The 21,635-nt window shown below is 72.6% G+C and carries 19 protein-coding genes and 1 tRNA gene; 15 read left to right on the top strand and 5 right to left on the bottom strand.

The genetic code is table 11. From position 1 onward, the window contains the following. Window positions 1-29 precede the first annotated feature (29 nt). Complete coding sequence (locus AC2H4J_RS02590; protein ID WP_487463259.1) at window positions 30-1,550, bottom strand: dolichyl-phosphate-mannose--protein mannosyltransferase; 1,521 nt, start codon at window positions 1,548-1,550, stop codon at window positions 30-32. Between the two features lie 43 nt (window positions 1,551-1,593). Here AC2H4J_RS02590 and rsmI point away from each other — a divergent pair, with 43 nt between their 5' ends. Then, window positions 1,594-2,433, top strand: coding sequence for a 16S rRNA (cytidine(1402)-2'-O)-methyltransferase (rsmI, locus tag AC2H4J_RS02595; protein WP_487463260.1), 840 nt, complete (start codon window positions 1,594-1,596; stop codon window positions 2,431-2,433). 52 nt (window positions 2,434-2,485) lie between these two features. On the opposite strand, the gene AC2H4J_RS02600 is transcribed toward rsmI, so the two are convergent. Together AC2H4J_RS02600 and corA are read right to left on the bottom strand one after the other, a co-directional pair. After that, window positions 2,486-3,373: a DUF559 domain-containing protein gene (locus AC2H4J_RS02600; RefSeq protein ID WP_487463261.1), complete on the bottom strand. Its 888-nt coding sequence runs from the start codon at window positions 3,371-3,373 to the stop codon at window positions 2,486-2,488. A 130-nt stretch (window positions 3,374-3,503) separates the two neighbouring features. Further along, window positions 3,504-4,616, bottom strand: coding sequence for a magnesium/cobalt transporter CorA (gene corA, locus AC2H4J_RS02605; RefSeq protein WP_487463262.1), 1,113 nt, complete (start codon window positions 4,614-4,616; stop codon window positions 3,504-3,506). A 71-nt stretch (window positions 4,617-4,687) separates the two neighbouring features. On the opposite strand from corA, the gene AC2H4J_RS02610 reads away from it, so the two are divergent. The 8 genes from AC2H4J_RS02610 to AC2H4J_RS02645 all read left to right on the top strand — a co-directional run bounded on the left by AC2H4J_RS02610 (window position 4,688) and on the right by AC2H4J_RS02645 (window position 13,805). After that, on the top strand, window positions 4,688-6,193 hold the full coding sequence (locus tag AC2H4J_RS02610; protein ID WP_487463263.1) for an amino acid permease: 1,506 nt from the start codon (window positions 4,688-4,690) through the stop codon (window positions 6,191-6,193). A 74-nt stretch (window positions 6,194-6,267) separates the two neighbouring features. Beyond that, window positions 6,268-6,933 (top strand): hypothetical protein, encoded by a 666-nt coding sequence (locus AC2H4J_RS02615; RefSeq protein WP_487463264.1) that lies wholly within the window; start codon window positions 6,268-6,270, stop codon window positions 6,931-6,933. Window positions 6,934-6,972: 39 nt separating this feature from the next. After that, window positions 6,973-8,769 (top strand): methionine--tRNA ligase, encoded by a 1,797-nt coding sequence (gene metG / locus AC2H4J_RS02620; RefSeq protein WP_487463265.1) that lies wholly within the window; start codon window positions 6,973-6,975, stop codon window positions 8,767-8,769. After that, a complete protein-coding gene (locus tag AC2H4J_RS02625) occupies window positions 8,766-9,668 on the top strand; it encodes a TatD family hydrolase (RefSeq protein ID WP_487463266.1) in 903 nt (300 codons plus the stop codon). Before metG ends, AC2H4J_RS02625 begins: the two co-directional genes overlap by 4 nt. A gap of 57 nt (window positions 9,669-9,725) precedes the next feature. Continuing rightward, window positions 9,726-10,562 (top strand): hypothetical protein, encoded by an 837-nt coding sequence (locus AC2H4J_RS02630; protein ID WP_487463267.1) that lies wholly within the window; start codon window positions 9,726-9,728, stop codon window positions 10,560-10,562. 386 nt (window positions 10,563-10,948) lie between these two features. Then, a complete protein-coding gene (locus tag AC2H4J_RS02635; protein WP_487463268.1) occupies window positions 10,949-12,040 on the top strand; it encodes a resuscitation-promoting factor in 1,092 nt (363 codons plus the stop codon). Then, a complete protein-coding gene (rsmA, locus tag AC2H4J_RS02640; protein ID WP_487463269.1) occupies window positions 12,004-12,900 on the top strand; it encodes a 16S rRNA (adenine(1518)-N(6)/adenine(1519)-N(6))-dimethyltransferase RsmA in 897 nt (298 codons plus the stop codon). The genes AC2H4J_RS02635 and rsmA overlap by 37 nt, the downstream gene beginning before the upstream one ends. Then, entirely contained in the window at window positions 12,897-13,805 is a 909-nt protein-coding gene (locus tag AC2H4J_RS02645) for a 4-(cytidine 5'-diphospho)-2-C-methyl-D-erythritol kinase (RefSeq protein WP_487463270.1), read from the top strand. Before rsmA ends, AC2H4J_RS02645 begins: the two co-directional genes overlap by 4 nt. A gap of 11 nt (window positions 13,806-13,816) precedes the next feature. Here the strand turns inward: AC2H4J_RS02645 and AC2H4J_RS02650 are convergent, their stop codons facing one another. Then, a complete protein-coding gene (locus AC2H4J_RS02650; RefSeq protein WP_487463271.1) occupies window positions 13,817-14,431 on the bottom strand; it encodes a TetR/AcrR family transcriptional regulator in 615 nt (204 codons plus the stop codon). 47 nt (window positions 14,432-14,478) lie between these two features. Beyond that, a complete protein-coding gene (locus AC2H4J_RS02655) occupies window positions 14,479-15,480 on the bottom strand; it encodes an acyl-CoA desaturase (RefSeq protein WP_487463272.1) in 1,002 nt (333 codons plus the stop codon). 171 nt (window positions 15,481-15,651) lie between these two features. On the opposite strand from AC2H4J_RS02655, the gene AC2H4J_RS02660 reads away from it, so the two are divergent. The 6 genes from AC2H4J_RS02660 to AC2H4J_RS02685 all read left to right on the top strand — a co-directional run bounded on the left by AC2H4J_RS02660 (window position 15,652) and on the right by AC2H4J_RS02685 (window position 21,584). Then, window positions 15,652-15,724: transfer RNA gene (locus AC2H4J_RS02660), tRNA-Gln, on the top strand. 32 nt (window positions 15,725-15,756) lie between these two features. After that, window positions 15,757-17,217: a bifunctional UDP-N-acetylglucosamine diphosphorylase/glucosamine-1-phosphate N-acetyltransferase GlmU gene (gene glmU / locus AC2H4J_RS02665; protein ID WP_487463273.1), complete on the top strand. Its 1,461-nt coding sequence runs from the start codon at window positions 15,757-15,759 to the stop codon at window positions 17,215-17,217. A 14-nt stretch (window positions 17,218-17,231) separates the two neighbouring features. Then, a complete protein-coding gene (locus AC2H4J_RS02670) occupies window positions 17,232-18,212 on the top strand; it encodes a ribose-phosphate diphosphokinase (protein ID WP_487463274.1) in 981 nt (326 codons plus the stop codon). Between the two features lie 320 nt (window positions 18,213-18,532). After that, the gene (locus AC2H4J_RS02675; protein WP_487463275.1) at window positions 18,533-19,231 is read left to right on the top strand and encodes a 50S ribosomal protein L25/general stress protein Ctc; all 699 of its coding nucleotides are present in this window, start codon (window positions 18,533-18,535) and stop codon (window positions 19,229-19,231) included. Window positions 19,232-19,337: 106 nt separating this feature from the next. Further along, window positions 19,338-19,901, top strand: a complete 564-nt coding sequence (gene pth, locus AC2H4J_RS02680) for an aminoacyl-tRNA hydrolase (RefSeq protein WP_487463276.1) — start codon at window positions 19,338-19,340, stop codon at window positions 19,899-19,901. 255 nt (window positions 19,902-20,156) lie between these two features. Continuing rightward, window positions 20,157-21,584 carry a sugar transferase gene (locus tag AC2H4J_RS02685; RefSeq protein WP_487463277.1) on the top strand — a complete coding sequence of 476 codons (1,428 nt, stop codon included), beginning with the start codon at window positions 20,157-20,159 and terminating at the stop codon, window positions 21,582-21,584. Window positions 21,585-21,635: the final 51 nt, after the last annotated feature.

Consider the following 21,635-nt stretch of genomic DNA (forward strand, 5'->3'; position numbering starts at 1 on the left):
ACCCAACTATGTAAATGACCAGCCGACGCTCAGATCCATGACGGAAACCACATCCGCAGCGCCCACTGCGCACGGCTCAGCGGATCGCCGGTGAGCAGCGGGTAGAAGAAGGCGAAGGTGGCCGCGACCAGGGCCACGTAGAGACAGACGGCGCCGAGCCCGACCTGGCGGCGGGCGGCGTCGTCGTCCGCACGCCCGAGCACGTCCTGGAGCGCGAGGGTCACCGCCAGCACGAAGAACGGCACCACGGGCGCCATGTAGAAGATGAACATCGTGCGCTCGGGGTTGTTGAACCAGGTGAGCCAGCCCGCCGCGATCGCGACCGCGGCCACGATCGCGGCCGGGTCCCGGCGCGCGACGATCCGCCAGACGAGCCACAGCATCGCGGGCGCGAAGGCGAACCAGAGGGCGGGCGTCCCGATCATCAGGATGTAGCGGATGACGGGGGCGCCGTCCGCGCCGGTCAGGCCCTGCGGGTTCCAGAGCAGGATCGGCCGGCCGTCCACCAGCCATGACCACGGGCCCGACTGCCACGGGTGCGGGGTCGACAGGTTGTTGTGGAAGGTCAGCCACTGCGCGTGCTCGTGCCACAGCGAGCGCAGCGCGTCGGGGACGAACGGGAACGCCGTGTGCGGATGCTGCTGCGCCCAGGCCTTGCCCTGCGAGGTCTCCCCGAGGAACCAGCCGGTGAAGCTCGCCACGTAGGTCAGCACCGGGACGGCGCCCAGCGCCCAGACCGCCCCCGGCAGGCCGCGGCGCAGCGCGGTGCGGGCAGGCCGGGGGACGCCGGAGTCCCGCCACGCGGTGCGGTCCCAGAACAGCGAGAGGACGGCGAAGAAGGCGAGGAACCAGACGCCGCTCCACTTGACCGCGCAGGCGCAGCCGAACAGGAAGCCCGCGGCGATCCGCCAGCCGCGCGGTCCCAGCCGCGCCGGGACCCCGTTCATCGCGCGCACCCGGGCCCGCACCGTGTCGCGGTCGACGACCAGGCAGGCGACGGCGCCGAGGACGAAGACCTGCAGGAAGACGTCGAGCAGACCGATCCGCGAGATGGCGAAGGAGAAGCCGTCGAGCGCCAGCAGCAGACCGGCGAGCAATCCGAGCAGGGTGGAGCCGGTCAGCCGTCGCGCCAGCCGGACGAGGACGACGACCGCCACGGCGCCGGCGACCGCGGAGGGGAAGCGCCAGCCGAAGGAGTTGTAGCCGAACAGCTGCTCGCCGATCGCGATCATCCACTTGCCCAGCGGCGGGTGGACGATGAAGGAGTAGCCGCGGTTGTACTCGAAACCCCAGGTCAGCAGCTCGTGCGCCTCGGGCGGGTAGTACGCCTCGTCGAACAGCTTGTCCGGCGGGTACGTGATGCCCCAGAGCCGGCTGGCCAGGGTGGCGACGCCGAGCACGGCGGTCAGCACCCACGACAGCCGGCCGTCCAGTGGCAGGGGCGGCGTGCGGTCGCGGCGCGGGCGGGGGAGCGGCCACCGACGCGACGGCGCTGCCACGGCGGGATCCCGGGGGCTCGGGTCCGCCCGCTCGGGAGCCAGTACCGCCATGCCGCCAGGGTAGTGACCGGGCTGCCCGTGACAGGCTCGTCCCGTGAACGGTCGGCTGGTCCTCGGCGGGGCGCCCCTCGGGCAGCCGGGGGACGTCGGCCCGCGGCTGCGCGAGGTCATGGCGTCGGCCGACGTCCTGGCCGTGGAGGACACCCGGCGTCTGCACCGCCTCGCCGCCGACCTGGGCGTCACCTTCACCGGCCGGGTCGTCACGTTCCACGAGTCGGTGGAGCAGGCCCGCCTGCCCGGGTTGATGGCCGCGCTGGCCGAGGGCGCCACGGTCCTGCTGCTCACCGACGCGGGCATGCCGTCGGTGTCCGACCCCGGCTACACGCTGGTCCGGGCGGCGATCGACGCCGGCGTTCCGGTCACCTCGGTGCCGGGCCCGTCGGCGGTGACCACCGCGCTGGCGGTGTCCGGCCTGCCGGTCGACCGGTTCTGCTTCGAGGGCTTCCTGCCACGGAAGGCGGGGGAGCGGCGCTCGCGCCTGACGTCGCTGGCCGACGAGCGGCGGACGATGGTCTTCTTCGAGTCGCCGCACCGGCTCGCCGATGCGCTCGTCGACGCCGCGGCCGCCTTCGGGTCCGATCGGGAGGCCGCCGTCTGCCGGGAGCTGACCAAGACCTACGAGGAGATCCGCCGGGGGCCGCTGACCGAGCTCGCGTCGTGGGCGGCCGAGGGGGTGAAGGGCGAGATCACGCTCGTCGTCGCCGGTGCGCCCGAGCGGGCGGTCGAGATGGACGACGCTGCCCTCGCCGCGGCCGTGGCGGAGGAGGAGGCGGCCGGCGCCACGCGCAAGGACGCGATCCGGGCCGTCGTCGTCCGCACGGGACTCCCGCGCCGCACGGTCTACGACGCCGTCCTCGCCCACAAGACGCCCTAGCCCGCTCGCCGATTGCGCGGTTCCGGCCCGATCCGACGTCCCTGATCGGGCCTCACGTGCGCAATGACGACGAGGCGAGAGCGGCGGCGATCATCGCGATGAGCTTTTCGGGCTCGTAGAGCATCGCTGCGGTGACGAACACGACCTGCCAGCCGGCCGCGCGGAGTCGGTTCAGCCGGTCACGGTCCCTGGCGAACTGCCGGTTCTCGGCGTGCCAGAGCCCGTCATACTCGACCACCACCCTGTGCTCCGGCCAGGCGAAGTCCACCCGGCCGATGAAGCCCTCGCGGTCCCGGATCGTGAACTGGGCGACCGGCTCCGGGAGATGGCTGCGGCCGATCAGCAGGCGCAGCCGGGTCTCCTGCGGTGATCCGGCCAGGCCGTCGGCGAGCGCGGCGGCCCTGCGAGCCCGTGCGGAACCCGGGCCGTGCAGGGCCGCGGCGTGGCGGCGAACACCTGCGAGGTCGACCACCTTGGTGTCGATGAGCCGGTCGAGCGCAGCCACCGCGTCGTCCTCGGGGAGCACCGCCGCGAGCCGCGTCGCCGTCGCCTCCGGAGAGGTGGTCGGCACACCCCGGCGGTGCCAGATGTGGTCCTCGCACAGGGCAGCCCGTCTGGTGTGCAGGCCGGTGATCCGCAGCATGGACGTCCCCGGCGCGAGGGTGACCTCGACGTCGTCGTCGGGGCCGGCGAGATCGACCCCCCACAGAACGGCGGCGCTCCGGCCGGTGACGACACCAGCCGGCAGGAGTGCGATCGCCCCGCGGGCGCGGAGTTCATGCGTCACGGGGACGTCGCGGTGGACGTAGACGTCGCGGAACAGCCGGCGCCAACTCGCCCCACGGAGTTGCTTGCGGCTCAGCAGCCCAGCAGTGAGGACAGCTGACCCGCGGAAGACATCGCTGGTCAGCTGTGTGGGGACGGAGGGGGCGGGCGGCACCGACGAACCCTGGCGGATCCACGGGGTTCCCGCTGGCGTCGTCCACAGGCCGCCGTCGTTGCGTCGTCGTGGCCCGATTCGGCCACCGGGATCGGGCCCTCAGCGCGCAATCGCGGGGCGAGCCAGGTCTCTACAACCAGCCGTTGCGCTTGAAGCCGCGGTAGAGCAGCGAGCAGACGGCGACGATGACCAGCAGCACCAGCGGATAGCCGAACTTCCAGTTCAGCTCCGGCATGTACGTGAAGTTCATGCCGTAGACCCCGGTGATCAGGGTCGGGACGGCGATCATGGCGGCCCAGGCCGAGATCTTGCGCGTGTCCTCGTTGTCGGCCAGCGAGGTGCGGGCCAGCGATGCCTGCAGGATCGACGTCAGCAGTTCGTCGAGCGAGCTGACCTGATCGCGCACCCGGATGGCGTGGTCGAGGACGTCGCCGAAGTAGGACTTCATCTCGCGCGGTATCGCGTCGATCTGGCGGTCGGCCAGCTTCTGCAGCGGCACTTCCAGCGGCGAGACGGCCCGGCGCAGCTGCATGAGCTCCCGCTTGAGCTGGTAGAGCCGTCCGATGTCGTCGGTGCGGTCGGGACTGAACACCGACGCCTCGAGCTCGTCGACGTCCTCCTCGACGGCGCCGGCCACCTCCACGAACAGGTCGACGACGTGGTCGGCGATCGCGTAGAGCACCGCCGACGGGCCGAGGCAGAGCAGGTCGGCCTGGTCCTCGAGGCGGTGCCGCAGCTCGGTCAGCTCGCCGTGGGCGCCGTGTCGCACCGTGATGACGTAGTTCGCCCCGAGGAAGATCATGACCTCGCCGGTGCCCACGACCTCGCTGGTCGCCGTCAGCTGTTCGTGCTCCACGTAGGTGGCGGTCTTGAGCACCATGAACAGGGCGTCGTCGTAGCGGTCGAGCTTCGGGCGCTGGTGTGCGTAGACCGCGTCCTCCACGGCCAGGGGGTGCAGGCCGTACCGCGAGGCGATCGCGGTCAGCTCGTCCTCGGTCGGGGTGTAGAGGCCGAGCCAGACGAAGCCCCCGCGTTCGGTCGCCACCCGCAGCGCGTCCTCGGGCGCGACCGGCTCCTGCCGCACGCCGTCCACGTAGACCGCGCAGTCGATCACCGCCCCCATGCCGGGTTCGCGGGTGGGCGCCTTCTGCAGCGTCGAGGGGCGGGGCCGCGGTGTGGGCGTGCTCCGAGCCTCGGCCGTCCGGTCGGGCAGCCGCAGGGCAGACGGGTCCTCGCTGCTCATGGCTGCAGCGTAGGCATGCGGCGCGGCGGCACCCGTGCGACGCTGCCGGGAGAGGACGACTGGAGGACGCCGTGGCGACAGGTACACGCCGGATCAAGTCCGTCGAGGACTCCATCCGCGACACCGACGAACCGGAACACAGGCTCCGGCGACATCTGTCGGCGCTCGACCTCACCGTGTTCGGTGTCGGCGTCATCATCGGCACCGGCATCTTCGTGCTCACCGGAGTGGTCGCCAAGACGGTGGCGGGGCCGTCGGTCGCCATCTCGTTCGTCATCGCCGGCGTCGTCTGCGGACTGGCGGCGATCTGCTACGCCGAGTTCGCCTCCACCGTGCCGGTGGCCGGGTCGGCCTACACGTTCTCCTACGCGACCCTCGGCGAGTTCGTCGCGTGGATCATCGGCTGGGACCTGGTCCTCGAGCTGGCGCTGGGTGCCGCCACGGTCTCGGTGGGCTGGTCGGGGTACCTCAACCAGCTCCTCGGCGACCTGGGGATCCCGCTGCCCACGTCGATCGCGGGGGAGACGGCGACGGTCAACATCCCGGCGATCCTCATCGCGCTGCTGATGACCGGCGTCCTGATGCTCGGCATCAAGCTGTCCTCCCGGGTCACCGGGGTCATCGTGGCCATCAAGCTCGTGATCGTGCTGCTCGTGATCGCCGTCGGCGTCTTCTACGTCAAGGCCGCCAACTACCACCCGTTCATCCCGCCCGCGAAGGCCGGCGAGGGCGGCAGTGGCTGGTCGGCCCCGCTCATCCAGACGCTGTTCGGGTTCACGCCGAGCACCTTCGGCGTGGAGGGCATCCTCGCCGGCGCCGCGATCGTCTTCTTCGCGTTCATCGGCTTCGACATCGTGGCGACCGCGGCGGAGGAGACGAAGAACCCGAAGAGGGACCTCCCGCGCGGCATCATCGGCTCGCTGGTCATCTGCACGGCGCTCTACGTCGCGGTGTGCCTGGTCGTCGTGGGCATGCAGCAGTACACGAAGCTGTCGGAGACGGCGCCGCTCGCCGACGCGTTCCGCAGCGTCGGGCTCCCGTTCTTCTCCGGGGTCATCTCCCTGGGCGCGCTGGCCGGGCTGACCTCGGTCGTGCTGATCCTGATGCTCGGCCAGTCGCGGGTGCTGTTCGCGATGAGCCGCGACCGGCTGCTGCCGCCGACCCTGGGCCGGGTCCACCCGGCGTGGGGGACGCCGTACAAGCTCCAGCTGATCACCGGCGTGGTGGTCGCCGTGCTCGCCGGGTTCGTGCCGCTGACGACGCTGGCGGACCTGGTCAACATCGGCACGCTGTTCGCGTTCGTGCTGGTCTCGATCGCCGTCTGGATCCTGCGCCGCACCCGCCCGGATCTGCAGCGGTCGTTCCGCGTGCCCTGGGTGCCGCTCGTGCCCATCCTCTCGGCACTGGCGTCGATCTACCTGATGCTCAACCTGAAGGGCGAGACGTGGGTCCGTTTCGCCGTCTGGATGGTCATCGGCCTGATCGTCTACTACGCGTACGGACGGCGGAACAGTCGCTTCAGCACCCCCGGTGGCCGCGAGGACGCCGCTGCCGCGAACGCCGCACGGCGCGCCTGAGCCGCCGTCACCCGCGCGGGTGAGAAACCCGGGAGACCCTTCAGCCACAGCCGGGACGCGCCGAGCTGACCGGTATGGCGATCAGCGTCCTCGACGTCCGGGACACCTTCGCGGCCCCGCGCGCCCTCGCGCCGGTGCCGGCGACGGGTGCCGCGACGACCGCGACGGCGCCGCGCCGCATGCCGGTGACCGCGGCCTCGGCCGGTGTCCTCGGCGTCCTCCAGGCCGTCGGACTGATGGCGCTCGCGCTGACCCACCTCGACGGGCTGTTCTCCGCCGCGAACCGTCCCGCCGGATGGATCGCCGCCACCGTGCTGCTCGTGCTCGCCGCCTGGATCGTGCTGAGCGCCGGCAGCGGCGCCGCGCTGATCGACGCCGCCGGCCGCACGCTCTTCCTCGCCGTTGCCTACGCCGAGCTGCTGCTGGTGGCCGTGCTCCTCGTCGTCGCGACGGCCCTGCCGGTCCCGACCCCGGGCGACATCCCCGTCCCGCTGCTCGGGCTGATGGCCCTGGCCGTTCCGGTCGCCAAGCTGCTGCTGGCGAGCGCGCCGACCGCGCAGCGCTGGGTGGCGGCCGGACCGCGCACCCGCGTCCGTCGCGCCGACCCGGTCACGACGCACCGCACGCTGGCGACCGTGACGCTCGGCCTCATCGGCCTCTCCCTGGCGGCGATCGCCGTGCTCGCGCCGGTGCCGACCGACGGCCCGAACGCCCCGGCATCGGTCTACAGCCAGCACTGAGTCCCAACCGGGTGGACGCCGCTCCGTACTGTTTGACCCGTGAGTGATCGGCACATCCTGACCGCAGTCGCCTGGCCCTACGCGAACGGGCCGCGGCACATCGGCCACGTCTCCGGGTTCGGCGTCCCCTCCGACGTCTTCAGCCGGTTCCACCGCATGTCCGGGGACAAGGTCCTCATGGTCAGCGGCACCGACGAGCACGGCACCCCGATCACGGTCGCGGCCGACGCCGAGGGCATCACGCCCCGGCAGATCGCCGACCGCAACAACCGGATCATCGTGAACGACCTGGCGAGCCTCGGGCTCTCCTACGACCTGTTCACCCGGACGACGACGCAGAACCACGCGGCGATCAGCCAGGAGATCTTCCTCGGGCTGCTGAAGAACGGGTACGTCTTCCCGAAGACGACGCTCGGCGCGATCAGCCCGTCGACCGGCCGCACCCTGCCCGACCGCTACATCGAGGGCACGTGCCCGATCTGCGGCTACGACGGCGCCCGCGGCGACCAGTGCGACAACTGCGGCAACCAGCTCGACCCGATCGACCTGATCAACCCGGTCAGCAAGATCAACGGCGAGACGCCGAAGTTCGTCGAGGAGGAGCACTACTTCCTCGACCTACCGGCGTTCACCCGCGCGCTGGGCGACTGGCTGGCCACCCGCAAGAGCTGGCGGCCCAACGTCCTGAACTTCAGCGTCAACCTGCTCGCCGACCTCAAGCCGCGCAGCTACACCCGCGACATCGACTGGGGCGTGCCCGTGCCCCTCGACGGCTGGCGCGACCGCAACGACAAGCGGATCTACGTGTGGTTCGACGCCGTGGTCGGCTACCTGTCCGCGTCCATCGAGTGGGCCCGCCGCTCGGGGGACCCCGAGGCCTGGCGGCAGTGGTGGCAGTCGCCGGACGCCGACGCCTATTACTTCATGGGCAAGGACAACATCGTCTTCCACTCCGAGATCTGGCCCGCCCAGCTGCTCGGCTACAACGGCGAGGGCGACAAGGGCGGCACCCCGGGCGACCTGGGGCGGCTCAACCTGCCCACCGAGGTGGTCTCCAGCGAGTTCCTCACGATGGAGGGCCGCAAGTTCTCCAGCAGCCGCAACGTCGTCATCTACGTGCGGGACTTCCTCGCCCGGTACGACGCCGACGCGCTCCGCTACTTCATCGCGGTCGCCGGGCCGGAGAACCAGGACACCGACTTCACCTGGGCGGAGTTCCTCCGCCGCAACAACGACGAGCTGGTCGCCGGCTGGGGCAACCTGGTCAACCGCACCGTCTCGATGGCGGCGAAGAACGTCGGCGCCGTCCCGACGGCCGGCGACCTCACCGACGCCGACCGCGCGCTGCTGGCGACGACGTCCGGCGCGTTCGCGCCCGTCGGCGACCTGCTGGCCCGCAACCGGCAGAAGGCCGCCGCCACCGAGGCGATGCGCGTCGTCGGCGAGGCGAACAAGTACCTGTCGGACCAGGCGCCGTGGAAGCTCAAGGAGGACCCGGAACGCCGGGACACCGTGCTGCACACCGCGCTCCAGGCGATCAAGGACTGCAACGCGCTGCTCACCCCGTTCCTCCCGCACTCGTCGCAGAAGGTGCACGAGCTGCTGGGCGGCACGGGCACCTGGTCGGTGGCGCCGGAGGTGCACGAGGTCACCGACCTCGACGACGGCTCCCCGTACCCGATCATCACCGGCCCCTACGACCAGGGTCAGGCCGTCTGGGCGTCGACGCCGCTCGCCCCGTCGGGCACGCCGCTGGCCGCCCCGACACCGGTGTTCACCAAGCTCGACGACTCGATCGTCGACGAGGAGATCCGGCGGCTGGAAGAAGGGGAATGAGTCGCTCGGCCGCGTCGCGGGCGAACCGGCGGGGCGAACCGCCGCCGTCCCCGGAGCCGCTGCCGGCCCCCGCGCTGGACAGCCACACCCACCTCGACATCGTGCTGGGCGAACGGCCGGCGGACGACGAGCACGGCGAGTGGGCGTCCCCCGAGGCCGTGGACGCGGAGATCGCCGCTGCCGTCGCGGTCAACGTGACCCGGCTGGTGCAGGTGGGCGTGGACGTGCCGTCGTCGCGGTGGTCCGCGGTGCTGGCGGACCGGCACCCGAACGTGCTGGCGGCCGTCGCCCTGCATCCGAACGAGGCCGGCGCGGGAAAGGCGACGGACGACGCCCTCGCCGAGATCGACCGGCTGGCCGCGCTGCCACGGGTACGGGCCATCGGCGAGACCGGGCTCGACCGATTCCGGACCGGACCGGAGGGGTGGGCGGCGCAGGAGGCGTCGTTCCGCGCGCACATCCGGATCGCGAAGGAGCGTGGGGTCGCCCTGGTCATCCACGACCGGGACGCCCACCAGGAGATCCTCCGGGTGCTCGACGACGAAGGGGCCCCCGAGCACACCGTGTTCCACTGCTTCTCCGGTGACGCGGCCTTCGCCGCGGCGTGTGTCGCGCGCGGCTTCGTGCTCTCCTTCGCCGGCACCCTCACGTTCGGCAACGCCGGCTACCTGCGCGAGGCCGCCGCCCTGACGCCGGTCGACCAGCTCCTGGTCGAGACCGACTCGCCGTTCCTCACGCCCATGCCCCACCGCGGCCGCGCGAACGCCTCCCGGCTGGTGCCACTGACGGTCCGCGCGCTCGCCGAGGTGACCGGCATCGGGCTGGAAGAGCTGTGCCACATGCTGACGGTGAACGCCGAGCGCGTCTTCGGCCCGTGGGAGCAGACCTCAGGGCGTTGACGCCGAGGGCGTGCCCACCCGGCGCCGCCGCGCCGCTGGGCGAGGCACACTGGTGCCGTGGGTCGTCTGATCGCCGTGGTGCTCTTCATCGCCGTGCTGGTGCCGGGCTTCCTACTGGGCCGGGCCTGGTGGCTGGCGGCCGGCCGTCGCGCGGTCGCCGCGGGTTCGGTCGAGCTGGCGGAGCCGACCCCCGAGGGCACGCGGGCGCTGCAGCGACAGGCCCAGCACGGACGGCGGCTGCGGCGGGTCGGCCTGCTGCTCGGCATCGCCGGGGTGATCGGCAGCGTGGTGCTGTTCGCCGAGGCCTCGGTGTTCCTGTGGGTCCCGGTGCTCGTCGTCGGTCTGCTGGCCGGCGTCCTGCTCGCCGAGGTGACCCGGCCGGGCCCGCGCTGGAAGACCGCGGTGCCCCCCCGTCGTCCGCGCCAGTCGGAGCAGATCTCGCCCTGGCTGCTCTGGACGATGCGGGCGGTCGTCCTGGCCGAGCTCCTCCTGGCGGTCGCGCTGCGGCGCAGCGGTGATCTGCCCGACGGCGTGTCCTGGGCGGCGGTCGTCGTCCCCCTGGCCGGCTGGCTGCTCGCGGAGGCGGCGCTGTTGCGGACGCTGGTGCGGCTGCTGCCGGCCCAGGGCGCCGACGTGCCGGTCGACGAGGCGCTGCGCACGTGGACCGCGCACCTGGTCACCGCCGCGGCCAGCGTGCTGGCGCTGCTGCCGCTGGGCACCCTGCTGCTGGTCGCGGGAATCAATCCCGATCGCGACGCCCAGGGCTTCGATCTGCTCCCGGTCACCCTCGTGGCAGGGGGTTTCTCCGCGCTGGCGGCGGGGATGGCGGTGGCGGGTTTCCTGCTCACCTGGCTGCGGCCGGTGCGGGCCGGCGCGCGGGCGCTGGCCGGCTGACGGGCGGCCGGGGTTACCCCTCGGCACCCTCGAAATGCGCCCCGCGCAACCTCTCTTCACTGTGACGTCGATCACCGCGACCGGCGTCACTTCCCCAGGCGTCTCAGTAGCACCACCCGGCACGTCCGTCACGCAGGGTATCGGCGTGCCCACGTACCGCGCTTGAGAGCCTCTGGTTCACTCCCTGTGCACAGTTGCCAGCCGAACCGTGTTCGTTATCGTGTCGTGACCGACAGCCGGGGTGGAGACCGACCCGGGCGGCGTTCACCGGCCTGGAGCCTCGCTCCGGGCCGGATTGCCGTCCGAGCCGGCCTCGTGACCGGCAGGCCGTCCTCGGATGGCGTGCCCGTTCTCCTGCCCGGGTTCTGTGACCCGATGGATGTGTCTTGCGCCGCTCGCTCCAGCTCAGCCTGTTCGCCGTCGTCCTCCTGGGACTCATCGGCGGCACGCTGGCCTTCTTCGTCGCCCAGAAGTCCGTGACGCTCACCGTCGACGGACAGATCCGCCACGTCGGCACCTACGCCGACACGGTGGGCGACGTGCTGGACGACGAGGGGCTGCAGCCCGCCGCGCACGACGTCCTCCTGCCGGCGGCCGGTGACGCGCTCCGGGACGGCGACACCGTCGTCCTCAACCGCGCGCGCCCCCTCCAGCTCACCGTCGACGGCGTCTCCCGCCAGGTCTACGTCACCGCGCGATCGGTCGACGAGGCACTCGGCCAGCTGGGTTACCGGGCTGACGGCCTGGTCCTGTCGGCCAGCCGCAGCGAGCGTCTGCCGCTGCGCGGCATGGATCTGACGATCACCACGCCGAAGGAGATCGTCCTGGTCGCCGACGGCCAGCAGCGCGTCGTCACCACGACCGCGGCCACGGCCGGCGACCTGCTCGCCGAGCAGGGCATCGCGCTGAGCCAGACCGACAGGACGAGCATGTACCTGAACCAGGGCCTGCTCAACCGCATGCGTCTCCAGGTCTACCGCGTGCAGATCAACGAGGTCTCGCAGACCACCGCCGTGCCGGCGGAGAAGGTCGAGACGCCCGACCCCGAGGCGTTCGTGGGTGAGCGCACGGTGACCACCCCGGGCGTCGACGGCCAGAAGGTCACGCGCTACAAGGTCACCGTGGTCGACGGGGTCGAGACGGGCCGCGAGGTCATCGACGAGGCCGTCACCGTCCAGCCCGTCACCGAGCAGACCACCGTGGGCACCAAGCCGAAGCCCGCTGCGCCGGCCGTTGCCGACGGCAGCGTCTGGGACAGCCTGGCGAAGTGCGAGGCCGGCGGGAACTGGGCCGCGAACACCGGCAACGGCTACTACGGCGGCCTGCAGTTCAACCTGAAGACCTGGACGGCCAACGGCGGCGCGGGGCGGCCCGACCAGGCCAGCCGCGAGGAGCAGATCGCCGTCGGCCAGCGGGTCCAGGCCTCGCAGGGCTGGGGCGCGTGGCCCAGCTGCTCCAGCAAGCTCGGCCTCCGCTGACCGATCCGCTCCCGTCCGACGGGCTGCTGGGGCCGGCCGCCATCCGCGAGCTGGCCCAGCAGCTGGACCTCCGGCCGACCAAGACGCTGGGGCAGAACTTCCTGCACGACGCCAACACGATCCGGCGGATCGTGCGCACCGCCGCGCTCCGGCCCGACGACGTCGTCCTGGAGGTCGGCCCGGGTCTCGGCTCCCTGACCCTCGGGCTGCTCCCTGCCGCGGCGAGGGTGGTCGCCGTCGAGATCGACGAGCGGCTGGCCGCCCGGCTCCCGGTCACCGTCGGGGAGCGCCGTCCGGACCTGACCGACCGGCTGACGGTCGTCACCGCGGACGCCCTGCGCATCCAGGAGCTGCCGGGCCCGCCCCCGACCGCGCTGGTGGCGAACCTGCCCTACAACATCGCCGTCCCGGTCCTGCTGAACCTGCTCGAGCTGCTCCCGACGCTCGACCGCGCCCTGGTACTGGTCCAGGCCGAGGTCGCCGAGCGGCTGGCCGCGCCGCCCGGGCACGCGGCGTACGGCGTCCCCTCGGTGAAGGCCGCCTGGTACGGCGAGGTGCGCCGGGCCGGCAACGTCGGACGGCGGGTCTTCTGGCCCGAGCCCAACGTCGACTCCGGGCTGGTGTCCCTGGTCCGCCGTCCGCCGCCGCCGGGTGACCGTCTCGCCACCTTCGCCGTCATCGACGCCGCGTTCGCCACGCGGCGCAAGGGCCTGCGCGCCGCCCTCGCCGGCTGGGCGGGCAGCCCCGCAGCGGCCGAGGCACGGCTCCGGGCCGCCGGGATCGACCCGAGCACCCGCGGGGAGCGGCTCTCGGTCACCGATTTCGCGCGGCTGGCCGCGACCGCGCCGGTGCAGCCGTGACGGCGGTCGTCGCCCGCGCCCCGGCCAAGGTCAACGTGCACCTGGGGGTCGGTCCGCTCCGGCCGGACGGCTTCCACGAGCTGCGGACGGTGTACCTCGCGGTCTCGTTGTTCGACACCGTGACCGTCCGGCCGGGCGAGGGCCTGTCGGTCTCGGTGACGGGCATCGACGCCGGCCTCGTGCCGACCGACGGCCGCAACCTGGTCTGGCGGGCCGCCGAGCTCCTGGCCCGGCACGCCGGGGTGCGGGCGGACGCCGCCATCGAGATCGCCAAGTCGATTCCGGCCGCCGGGGGTCTCGCCGGCGGGAGTGCGGACGCCGCCGCGGCTCTCGTGGCGCTGGACGGGCTGTGGGGGACCGGCGCCGCGCGCGCCGACCTGCACCGGCTGGCCGGGGAGCTGGGCAGCGACGTGCCGTTCAGCCTGGCGGGCGGGGTCGCCCTGGGCTCGGGACGTGGTGAACAGGTCTCCCCGGTGCTCGCCCGGACGCCGACGCACTGGGTGCTGGGCATCGCCGGCGACGGACTGTCCACCCCGGCGGTCTACGCCGAGCTCGACCGGCTGCGCGCGGCGGGCGCCGTGCCGGGGGGCGATCCCATCGCGCCCGTGGAGCCCGCCATCGCCGCGCTGCGCAGCGGCACGCCGCCCGCCCTCGCGGAGGCGCTGGCCAACGATCTGCAGGCCCCGGCGCTCGCCCTGCGACCCGAGCTCGGCCGCGCCCTGCGGGCGGCGACCGCCGCGGGCGCCCTCGCCGCAGTGGTGAGCGGGTCCGGTCCCACGGTCGCGGCGCTGGCGCGCGACGAGGAGTCGGCCGTGCGGCTGGCCGCGGAGCTCGCCGGCGCCGGCGTCTTCCGGACCGTCCGGGCGGTGCACGGCCCGGTCCCGGGCGCGCGGCTGGTGGCCTGAAGCCGGCGAGCTCAGGCCTCGCCGGCCAGCGGGTCGTCGACCGGCTCCGGGGCCGGGTCCAGGTGGCTGAGGCCGTTGTAGGCCAGGTTCACCAGGTGGGCGGCCACCTGGCGCTTGTCCGGCGACCGCGTGTTCAGCCACCACTGGCCGACCAGCGCCACCATGCCGACCAGCGCCTGGCTGTAGAGCGCGGCGAGCTGCGGGTCGTAGCCCCGCGAGTCGAACTGGCGCCCGAGCAGGTGCTCCACCTTGCGGGCGACCTCGCCGATCAGCGACGAGAACGAACCGGCGCCGCTGGTCACCGGGGCGTCCCGGGTCAGGACCCGGAAGCCGTCGGTGTCGTCCTCGATGTACTCCAGCAGCACCAGCGCGGCACGCTCGAGCAGGTCGCGCGGGTGGCCGGGCGTCGCGAGCGCAGCGGTGAACCGGTCGAGCAGCACCTGCATCTCGCGATCGACGACGACCGCGTACAAGCCTTCCTTGCCGCCGAAGTGCTCGTAGACGACGGGCTTGCTGACGTCGGCACGGGAGGCGATCTCCTCGATGGAGGTCGCCTCGTAGCCCTTCTGGCCGAACAGCTCGCGGCCGATCGCCAGCAGTTGTTCGCGGCGCTGCGCGCCTGTCATCCGCACCCGTGTGCGCTGGCCGCCGCCCGCCGCGCCGATGTCGTCGCTCAGACCGACGCCATCTCGGGCAGAGGGGCCTCCGGACGCCGGCGCTTCGCGGCCAGCCGGACCGGGTCGGGCCACTTGACGTCGCGGGCCCAGCGCAGCTTCTCGAACAGCCAGATGACCCGGGCGCTGATGTCGATCTGCCCGCGCAGGACGCCGTGGCGGGCACAGGTCGGGTCCGCGTGGTGCAGGTTGTGCCACGACTCGCCCGCGCTCAGGATGGCCAGCGGCCAGAAGTTGGTCGCCTTGTCGCGCGAGGTGAACGGCCGGTTGCCGACGACGTGGCAGACGGAGTTGATCGACCAGGTGACGTGGTGCAGCAGCGCCACCCGCACCAGGCTCGCCCAGAAGAACGCCGACCAGGCGCCGCTCCAGCTGTGCGTCACCAGGCCACCGATCAGCGGCGGCAGGGCGAAGCTCAGGAATGCCCAGAAGGCGAACAGGCGGCTGGTGATCCGGAGGCCGCCGTCCTTCAGCAGGTCGGGCGCGTAGCGCTCCGCGTTGGTCTGCCGGCGGTCGAACAGCCAGCCCAGGTGCGCGTGGAACATGCCCTTGACCAGGGCGCGCGCGTCGGTGCCGTAGCGCCAGGGGGAGTGCGGGTCGCCCTCGCGGTCGGAGAAGGCGTGGTGCCGGCGGTGGTCGGCGACCCACTGCACGACCGGCCCCTGGATCGCCATGCAGCCCACGACGGCCAGCCCGATGCGCAGCGCGCGGTTGGCCTTGAACGAGCCGTGGGTGAAGTACCGGTGGTAGCCGACCGTGACCCCGAGCAGCGTCAGGAAGTAGAAGCCGACGGTCAGCCCCACGTCCAGCCACGAGAGGCCCCAGCCCCAGACCGCGGGCACGACGGCGGCCAGCGCGAGGAACGGCACGATGACGAAGAGGTAGAGCACACCCTGCTCGAGCGCCCCCTTCTCCTTGCCCAGCGCATTCGCCGGGAGGCCCGCGTTCGGGTCGGCGGTGCGCGGCGGAGCTGTCGGGCGGGTGAGTGCGGGAGCGGACAAGAGTTCTCCAGAAGCTGTGATGACGCCTCGCGCGCGGTCGGGGACCGTCCTGCACGAGGGCTACGTCCCCGTAACCTACGGCAGCGTAGGGAGACCTGCGACACGGCCCGGTTAGGCTCCTGACCGGACGCCGTCCCGCGACGGCGCCTGCGTGGCCACCCGTGCCGCGGGTGGGGGATGGGGTAATCGGCAGCCCGCCGGCCTTTGGAGCCGTGCAGTCTCGGTTCGAGTCCGAGTCCCCCAGCTGTACCGACCTGTCGCCGTCCGAGGAGATCCGTGACCCCGCAGGAACCCGCCGCCGGCATCGCGCCGCTGGCCGCCGTCGTCGTCCTCGCCGCCGGGCAGGGCACCCGCATGCGCTCGTCCACCCCGAAGGTGCTGCACGAACTGGGTGGGCGCAGCCTCCTCGGCCACGTGCTCGCCGCCGCGGAACCGCTGGGTGCGGGCACGACCGTCGTGGTCGTCGGCGCCGGCCGGGAGGCGGTCGAGGAGCACCTCGCCGCGATCGCTCCGGACGCCGTGCCGGTGCTCCAGGCGGAGCAGCGGGGGTCGGGGCACGCCGCCGCGGTCGCGCTCGACGCCGTCCCCGACGTCGACGGGCCCGTGCTGCTGGTCAACGGCGACGCACCCCTGCTGCGCACGGAGACGGTGCGCACCCTCGTGTCCGAGCACCAGCGGGCCGGCAGCGTGCTGACCGTCCTGACGGCGCAGGTCGACGACCCGACCGGGCTCGGCCGCATCGTCCGGGACGACGCGGGCGCCGTCCGGGCGATCGTCGAGGAGCGCGACGCCACCGAGGACCAGCGGGGGATCCGCGAGATCAACGCGGGCGTCTACGTCGGCGACGCGGCGGCGATGCGCCGGACGCTCGCGCGGCTCGGCTCGGACAACGACCAGGGCGAGCAGTACGTCACCGACATCCTCGGCCTGCTCGTCGCCGAGGGAGCGCCGGTGGGCGGTGTCCTGGCCGACGACCCCGACGACGTGCTCGGCTGCAACGACCGCCGCGAGCTGGCCGCGCGGCGCCGCACGCTGAACGACCGCGTGCTCGACGCGCTGATGGTGTCCGGCGTGACGGTCGTGGACCCGGCGACCACCTGGGTGGACGTGACCGCCGAGGTTGCGCCGGACGCGGTCCTCCAGCCGGGCACGCAGGTGCAGGGCGCCACCACGATCGCCTCCGGCGCCGTCGTCGGGCCGGACACCACGCTGCTCGACTGCGAGGTGGGCGAGGGCGCCTCGGTCGTCCGGTCGCACTGCCAACTGGCGGCCATCGGCCCGCGGGCCACGGTCGGTCCGTTCAGCTACCTGCGACCCGGCACCGAGCTGGGTGCCGGGGGGAAGATCGGGGCCTACGTCGAGACGAAGAACGCCCAGATCGGCGAGGGGTCCAAGGTCCCGCACCTGTCCTACGTGGGCGACGCGACGATCGGCCGCGGCGCGAACGTCGGGGCGGCGACGGTGTTCGTCAACTACGACGGCGTGACGAAGCACCGCACGACGATCGGCGACCAGGTGCGCATCGGGTCCGACACCATGCTCGTGGCGCCGGTCACCGTGGGGGACGGCGCCTACACCGCCGCGGGATCGGTGATCACCGTCGACGTCCCGCCCGGGGCCATGGCCGTCGCGCGGGCACCCCAGCGGAATGTGGCAGGCTGGGTGCGTCGCCGCCGGGCCGGCACGCCCGCTGCGCAGGCCGCTGAAGCGGCCGAGAACAGGGACACCGAGCAGTAGGGACGAGCGAGCCGATGAGCGCGATCCGGCAGGCGAACAGCAAGAGCCTCATGCTCTTCTCGGGACGGGCCTACCCGGAACTGGCCACCGAGATCGCCGGTCATCTCGGCGTCACGCCGACGCCGACCGCGTCGTACGAGTTCGCCAACGGTGAGCTCTTCGTACGGTTCGAGGAGTCGGTGCGTGGCTGCGACGCCTTCGTGGTGCAGAGCCACACGGCGCCGATCAACACCTGGCTCATGGAGCAGCTGATCATGGTCGACGCGCTCAAGCGTGCGTCGGCCAAGCGGATCACCGTCGTCGCGCCGTTCTTCCCGTACGCCCGGCAGGACAAGAAGCACCGCGGGCGCGAGCCCATCTCGGCCCGCCTGGTCGCCGACATGTTCAAGACCGCCGGGGCCGACCGGCTCATGGCCGTCGACCTGCACACCGCGCAGATCCAGGGCTTCTTCGACGGCCCCGTCGACCACCTCTTCGCCCTCGACCTGCTGGTGGGCCACGTGTGCGAGAAGTGGGGCGACCGCGACCTCACGGTGGTCTCGCCGGACTCCGGCCGGGTGCGCGTGTCCGAGCGCTGGAGCGACAAGCTCGGCGGCACGCCGCTGGCCTTCATCCACAAGACCCGCGACCCGATGCGCCCGAACGAGGTCGTGGCCAACCGCGTCGTCGGCGAGGTCGAGGGCCGCGTCTGCATCCTGGTCGACGACATGATCGACACCGGCGGCACGATCGTGAAGGCGGCCGAGACGCTGTTCGAGGCCGGCGCCGCCGACGTCATCGTCACCGCGACCCACGGCGTCCTCTCCGGACCGGCCGTCGACCGGCTGAAGAACAGCCGGATCAGCGAGGTCATCGTCACCAACACGCTGCCGATCGAGCCCGAGCGCCACTTCGACAAGCTCACGGTCCTCTCGATCGCGCCGCTGCTCGCGCGGGCGATCAAGGAGGTCTTCGAGGACGGCTCGGTCACCAGCCTCTTCGACGGGAATAGTTGACACTTGCGATCCTTCGGATCGCACCGCGGCCAGAAGCCGTCCCCCTGCTGCATGGAGCCGTTTCCGGCCGGGTTCGGGGAGCCTCCGGCCCCCGCTCACCACGGCCGCCCCGTGGGGCGGCTCTTGTTCCGGCGTCCTCGTCTCCCGACCCGTCCGGACTCGGGGGACCCTCCGGGCCCCTGCTCGGCCGGACCGCGTATCCTTCTGGTCAGCCCGGCGAGGGAGTCTTCCGACTCCGTGATCGACGTGCGTCTGCCCTCGAGGTGTGCCGCGCCCGTTCGCCGCGCGAGACCCGATCCACCTCTTGAGGAGCACACCCCGTGGCTGACTACCGCCTCGAAGCCGAGACCCGCACCGAGTTCGGCAAGGGCAGCGCCCGTCGCACCCGCCGCGCCGGCCGCGTCCCCGCCGTCCTCTACGGGCACGGCCAGGACGTCGTCCACCTGTCCCTGCCAGCGCGCGAGTTCGCCGCCGCGCTGCGCAACGGCGGTTCGAACGCCCTGCTGACCATCGTGCTCGACGGCAAGGACCAGCTGGCGCTGACCAAGGCCGTGCAGCGCGACCCGATCAAGCGCACTCACGAGCACGTCGACCTCGTCATCGTCCGCCGCGGCGAGAAGGTCACCGTCGAGGTCCCCGTCCACGTCATCGGCGACACCGCCCCCGAGACCCTGGTGAGCATCGAGCTCAACACCGTCTCGCTGACCGCGGCCGCCACCAACATCCCCGAGTCGATCGAGGTCGACGTCACCGGCCGCGGCGCCGGCGAGGGCTTCACCGCGGGCGACCTCACGCTGCCCAGCGGGGCCACCCTGGTCACCGACGAGGCCGCGCTGGTCGTCAACCTGATGGCCGCCCCGACCGCCGAGGCCCTCGAGGCCGAGCTCGCCGAGGCCGAGGCCGAGGCCGGCATCGAGCGCGAGGAGACGGACGAGGAGAAGGCTGCCGAGGCCACCGAGGGTGCCGGCGACGCCGCCGAGGCCGCTGCGGCCGAGGACTCCGGCTCCGACGAGTCCTGAGCGGGATCCGCTGACGGCGAGCACGACCGCCGGGGGCGCCGGCACTGCCGGCGCCCCCGGCTCGGCCCTGCCCGAGGTTCGGATCTCCGAGGGGCCCTTCCTCGTCGTGGGGCTGGGGAACCCGGGGCCCGGCTATGCCGGGAACCGCCACAACGTGGGGGCGATGGTCCTCGACGAGCTGGCCACGCGCGCCGGCGTCCGCCTGTCGCCGGGCAAGGGTGCGCGCTCCCGGGCGCTGTCGGGTGAGGGGCGGCTGGCCGGACGGCGGGTCGTCCTCGCCCGCCCGCTGACCTACATGAACGAGTCCGGAGGCCCCGTCCGCGGGCTGCTCGACTACCACCACCTCCCCGCCGAGGACCTCGTGGTGATCCACGACGAGCTCGACATCCCCTTCTCCGCGGTCCGCCTCAAGCGCGGTGGCGGGGAGGGCGGCCACAACGGGCTGCGTTCGGTCACGCGCTCCACGGGGACCAAGGACTACCTGCGCGTCCGCGTCGGCATCGGTCGGCCTCCCGGTCGCCAGGAGGCGGCCGACTTCGTCCTGAAGGACTTCTCGTCGACCGAGCGCAAGGAGCTCGACCTGCTGATCGTGGAGGCCGCCGACGCCGCCGAGGCGCTGCTCGCCAACGGTCTCGCCGCCGCGCAGAACGAGGTCCACCCCCGCAGCTGACGCTGTGACGGGGACGACGCCCCCAATGGGTGAAGACCGACTCGCCGTATTGACCTCCTAGGTGACGCTGCGTGACTCTTGTGGGGAACTCGAGCGCCTAAACGGGGGCAATCGCGACGACATCCGTCGTCCATCCGCCGCCCGGTTCGCCGTTCGATCACACACGGTTACGCGGGGGGCGTCGTGCTGCTGGAACGAAATGCGTTGAGCCTTGACCTTGCTGGGGTACCACTACCCCGTACGGGCACAGAGCAGTTGGCGCCTGAGCCAGCTGTCGTCGACTCTCCTGCAGCATCGTCCGCCTGGGCCCGTCGCTACGCGGCCACCCTGGCCGGCCTGGAGGCTCTGGCCGCCGCCCTGACCGGCGCAGTCGTGCTGGCCCTCGGCTCCGCGCCGGCGCCGACGGCGCTGCTATGGACCCTGCTCGCGCTGGTGCCTGCCTGGCCGCTCATCCTGACCGCGATGGGGGCCTACTCCGAGCGGGTGTTCGGCAGCGGGAGCGACGAGTACCGCCGGGTCGGCCGGGCCGGATTCATGCTCCTGGCCTGCACCGGTCTGCTGTCCTACGCCGCTGCGTTGGATCTCAGCCGCGCCCTGGTGCTCGTGGCGGTGCCCGCTCTCACGGCGGGAACGCTCGGCCTCAGGGTCGGGGCGCGCTGGCGGCTGCGCGCCCTGCGGGCCCGTGGCCGGTGCACCAAGCGCGTCGTCGTCGTCGGGCGGGGTGGGCCCGCGCTCGAACTCAGCGGGTTCCTCCAGCGGGAGCACTACGCAGGGATGGAGGTCGTCGCGCTGTGCGTTCCCCCGGCCGACCGCGTGCGGGTGGCCGGTACGTCGGGCGTGCCCGTCGGTGGGCTGGACGAGGTCGTCCGGCTGGCGCGGCAGCTGCGCGCGGACGCCGTCGCCGTCACCTCGGCGAGCGAGACAGCCGCGCAGTATCTCCGAGAGCTCTCCTGGCAGCTCGAGGGGACGGGGATGGAGCTGCTCGTGGCGCCGGGCCTGATCGAGGTTGCCGGCCCGCGCCTGCACATCCGCCCGTTCGAGGGCCTTCCGCTGCTCGCGGTGGAGCAGCCCCGGTTCGAGGGGTGGCAGCGCATGGTCAAGACGGGCATGGACCGATCCATCGCCCTGTGTGCGCTCCTCGTACTGGCTCCCGTGCTGCTGGGCATCGCACTCGCCGTGCGGATGTCGAGCCCTGGGCCGGTGCTCTTCCGCCAGGAACGGATCGGCCTCAACGGTCGTGCCTTCACGATGCTGAAGTTCCGCAGCATGGTCATCGATGCCGACCGCCAGCTCGAGAACCTCAGGGACGCCAACATCTCCGACGGTCTGCTGTTCAAGCTGCGCCAGGACCCGCGGGTGACTTCGGTCGGGCGGTGGCTCCGCCGCCTCTCCCTCGACGAACTGCCCCAGCTGCTCAACGTGGTCGGCGGGTCGATGTCGCTGGTCGGCCCCCGTCCGCCGCTGCCGGGTGAGGTGGCCCGGTACGACTCCTCGGTGAGCCGCCGGCTGCTGGTCAAGCCGGGTCTGACCGGCCTGTGGCAGATCTCGGGCCGGAGCGACCTCCCCTGGGAGGAAGCCGTGCGCCTGGACCTGAGGTACGTGGAGAACTGGTCACTGGCCCTCGACACCAAGATCATCTGGAAGACGTTCGCCGCCGTGCTGCGTGCCCGCGGGGCGTACTGACCCCAGTCGGCCGCATACCTCGCGCCCGCTGAGTCAGCGGGCGCGGGGAAG

The organism is Blastococcus sp. OS1-29 (assembly GCF_057628075.1).

Bases quoted from the DNA above. Each gene is read 5' to 3' on its own strand.
- AC2H4J_RS02625 (WP_487463266.1), top strand. From the start codon at position 8,766: ATGAGTCGCTCGGCCGCGTCGCGGGCGAACCGGCGGGGCGAACCGCCG.
- AC2H4J_RS02615 (WP_487463264.1), top strand. From the start codon at position 6,268: ATGGCGATCAGCGTCCTCGACGTCCGGGACACCTTCGCGGCCCCGCGC.
- AC2H4J_RS02670 (WP_487463274.1), top strand. From the start codon at position 17,232: ATGAGCGCGATCCGGCAGGCGAACAGCAAGAGCCTCATGCTCTTCTCG.
- AC2H4J_RS02650 (WP_487463271.1), bottom strand. From the start codon at position 14,431: ATGACAGGCGCGCAGCGCCGCGAACAACTGCTGGCGATCGGCCGCGAG.
- AC2H4J_RS02590 (WP_487463259.1), bottom strand. From the start codon at position 1,550: ATGGCGGTACTGGCTCCCGAGCGGGCGGACCCGAGCCCCCGGGATCCC.
- corA (WP_487463262.1), bottom strand. From the start codon at position 4,616: ATGAGCAGCGAGGACCCGTCTGCCCTGCGGCTGCCCGACCGGACGGCC.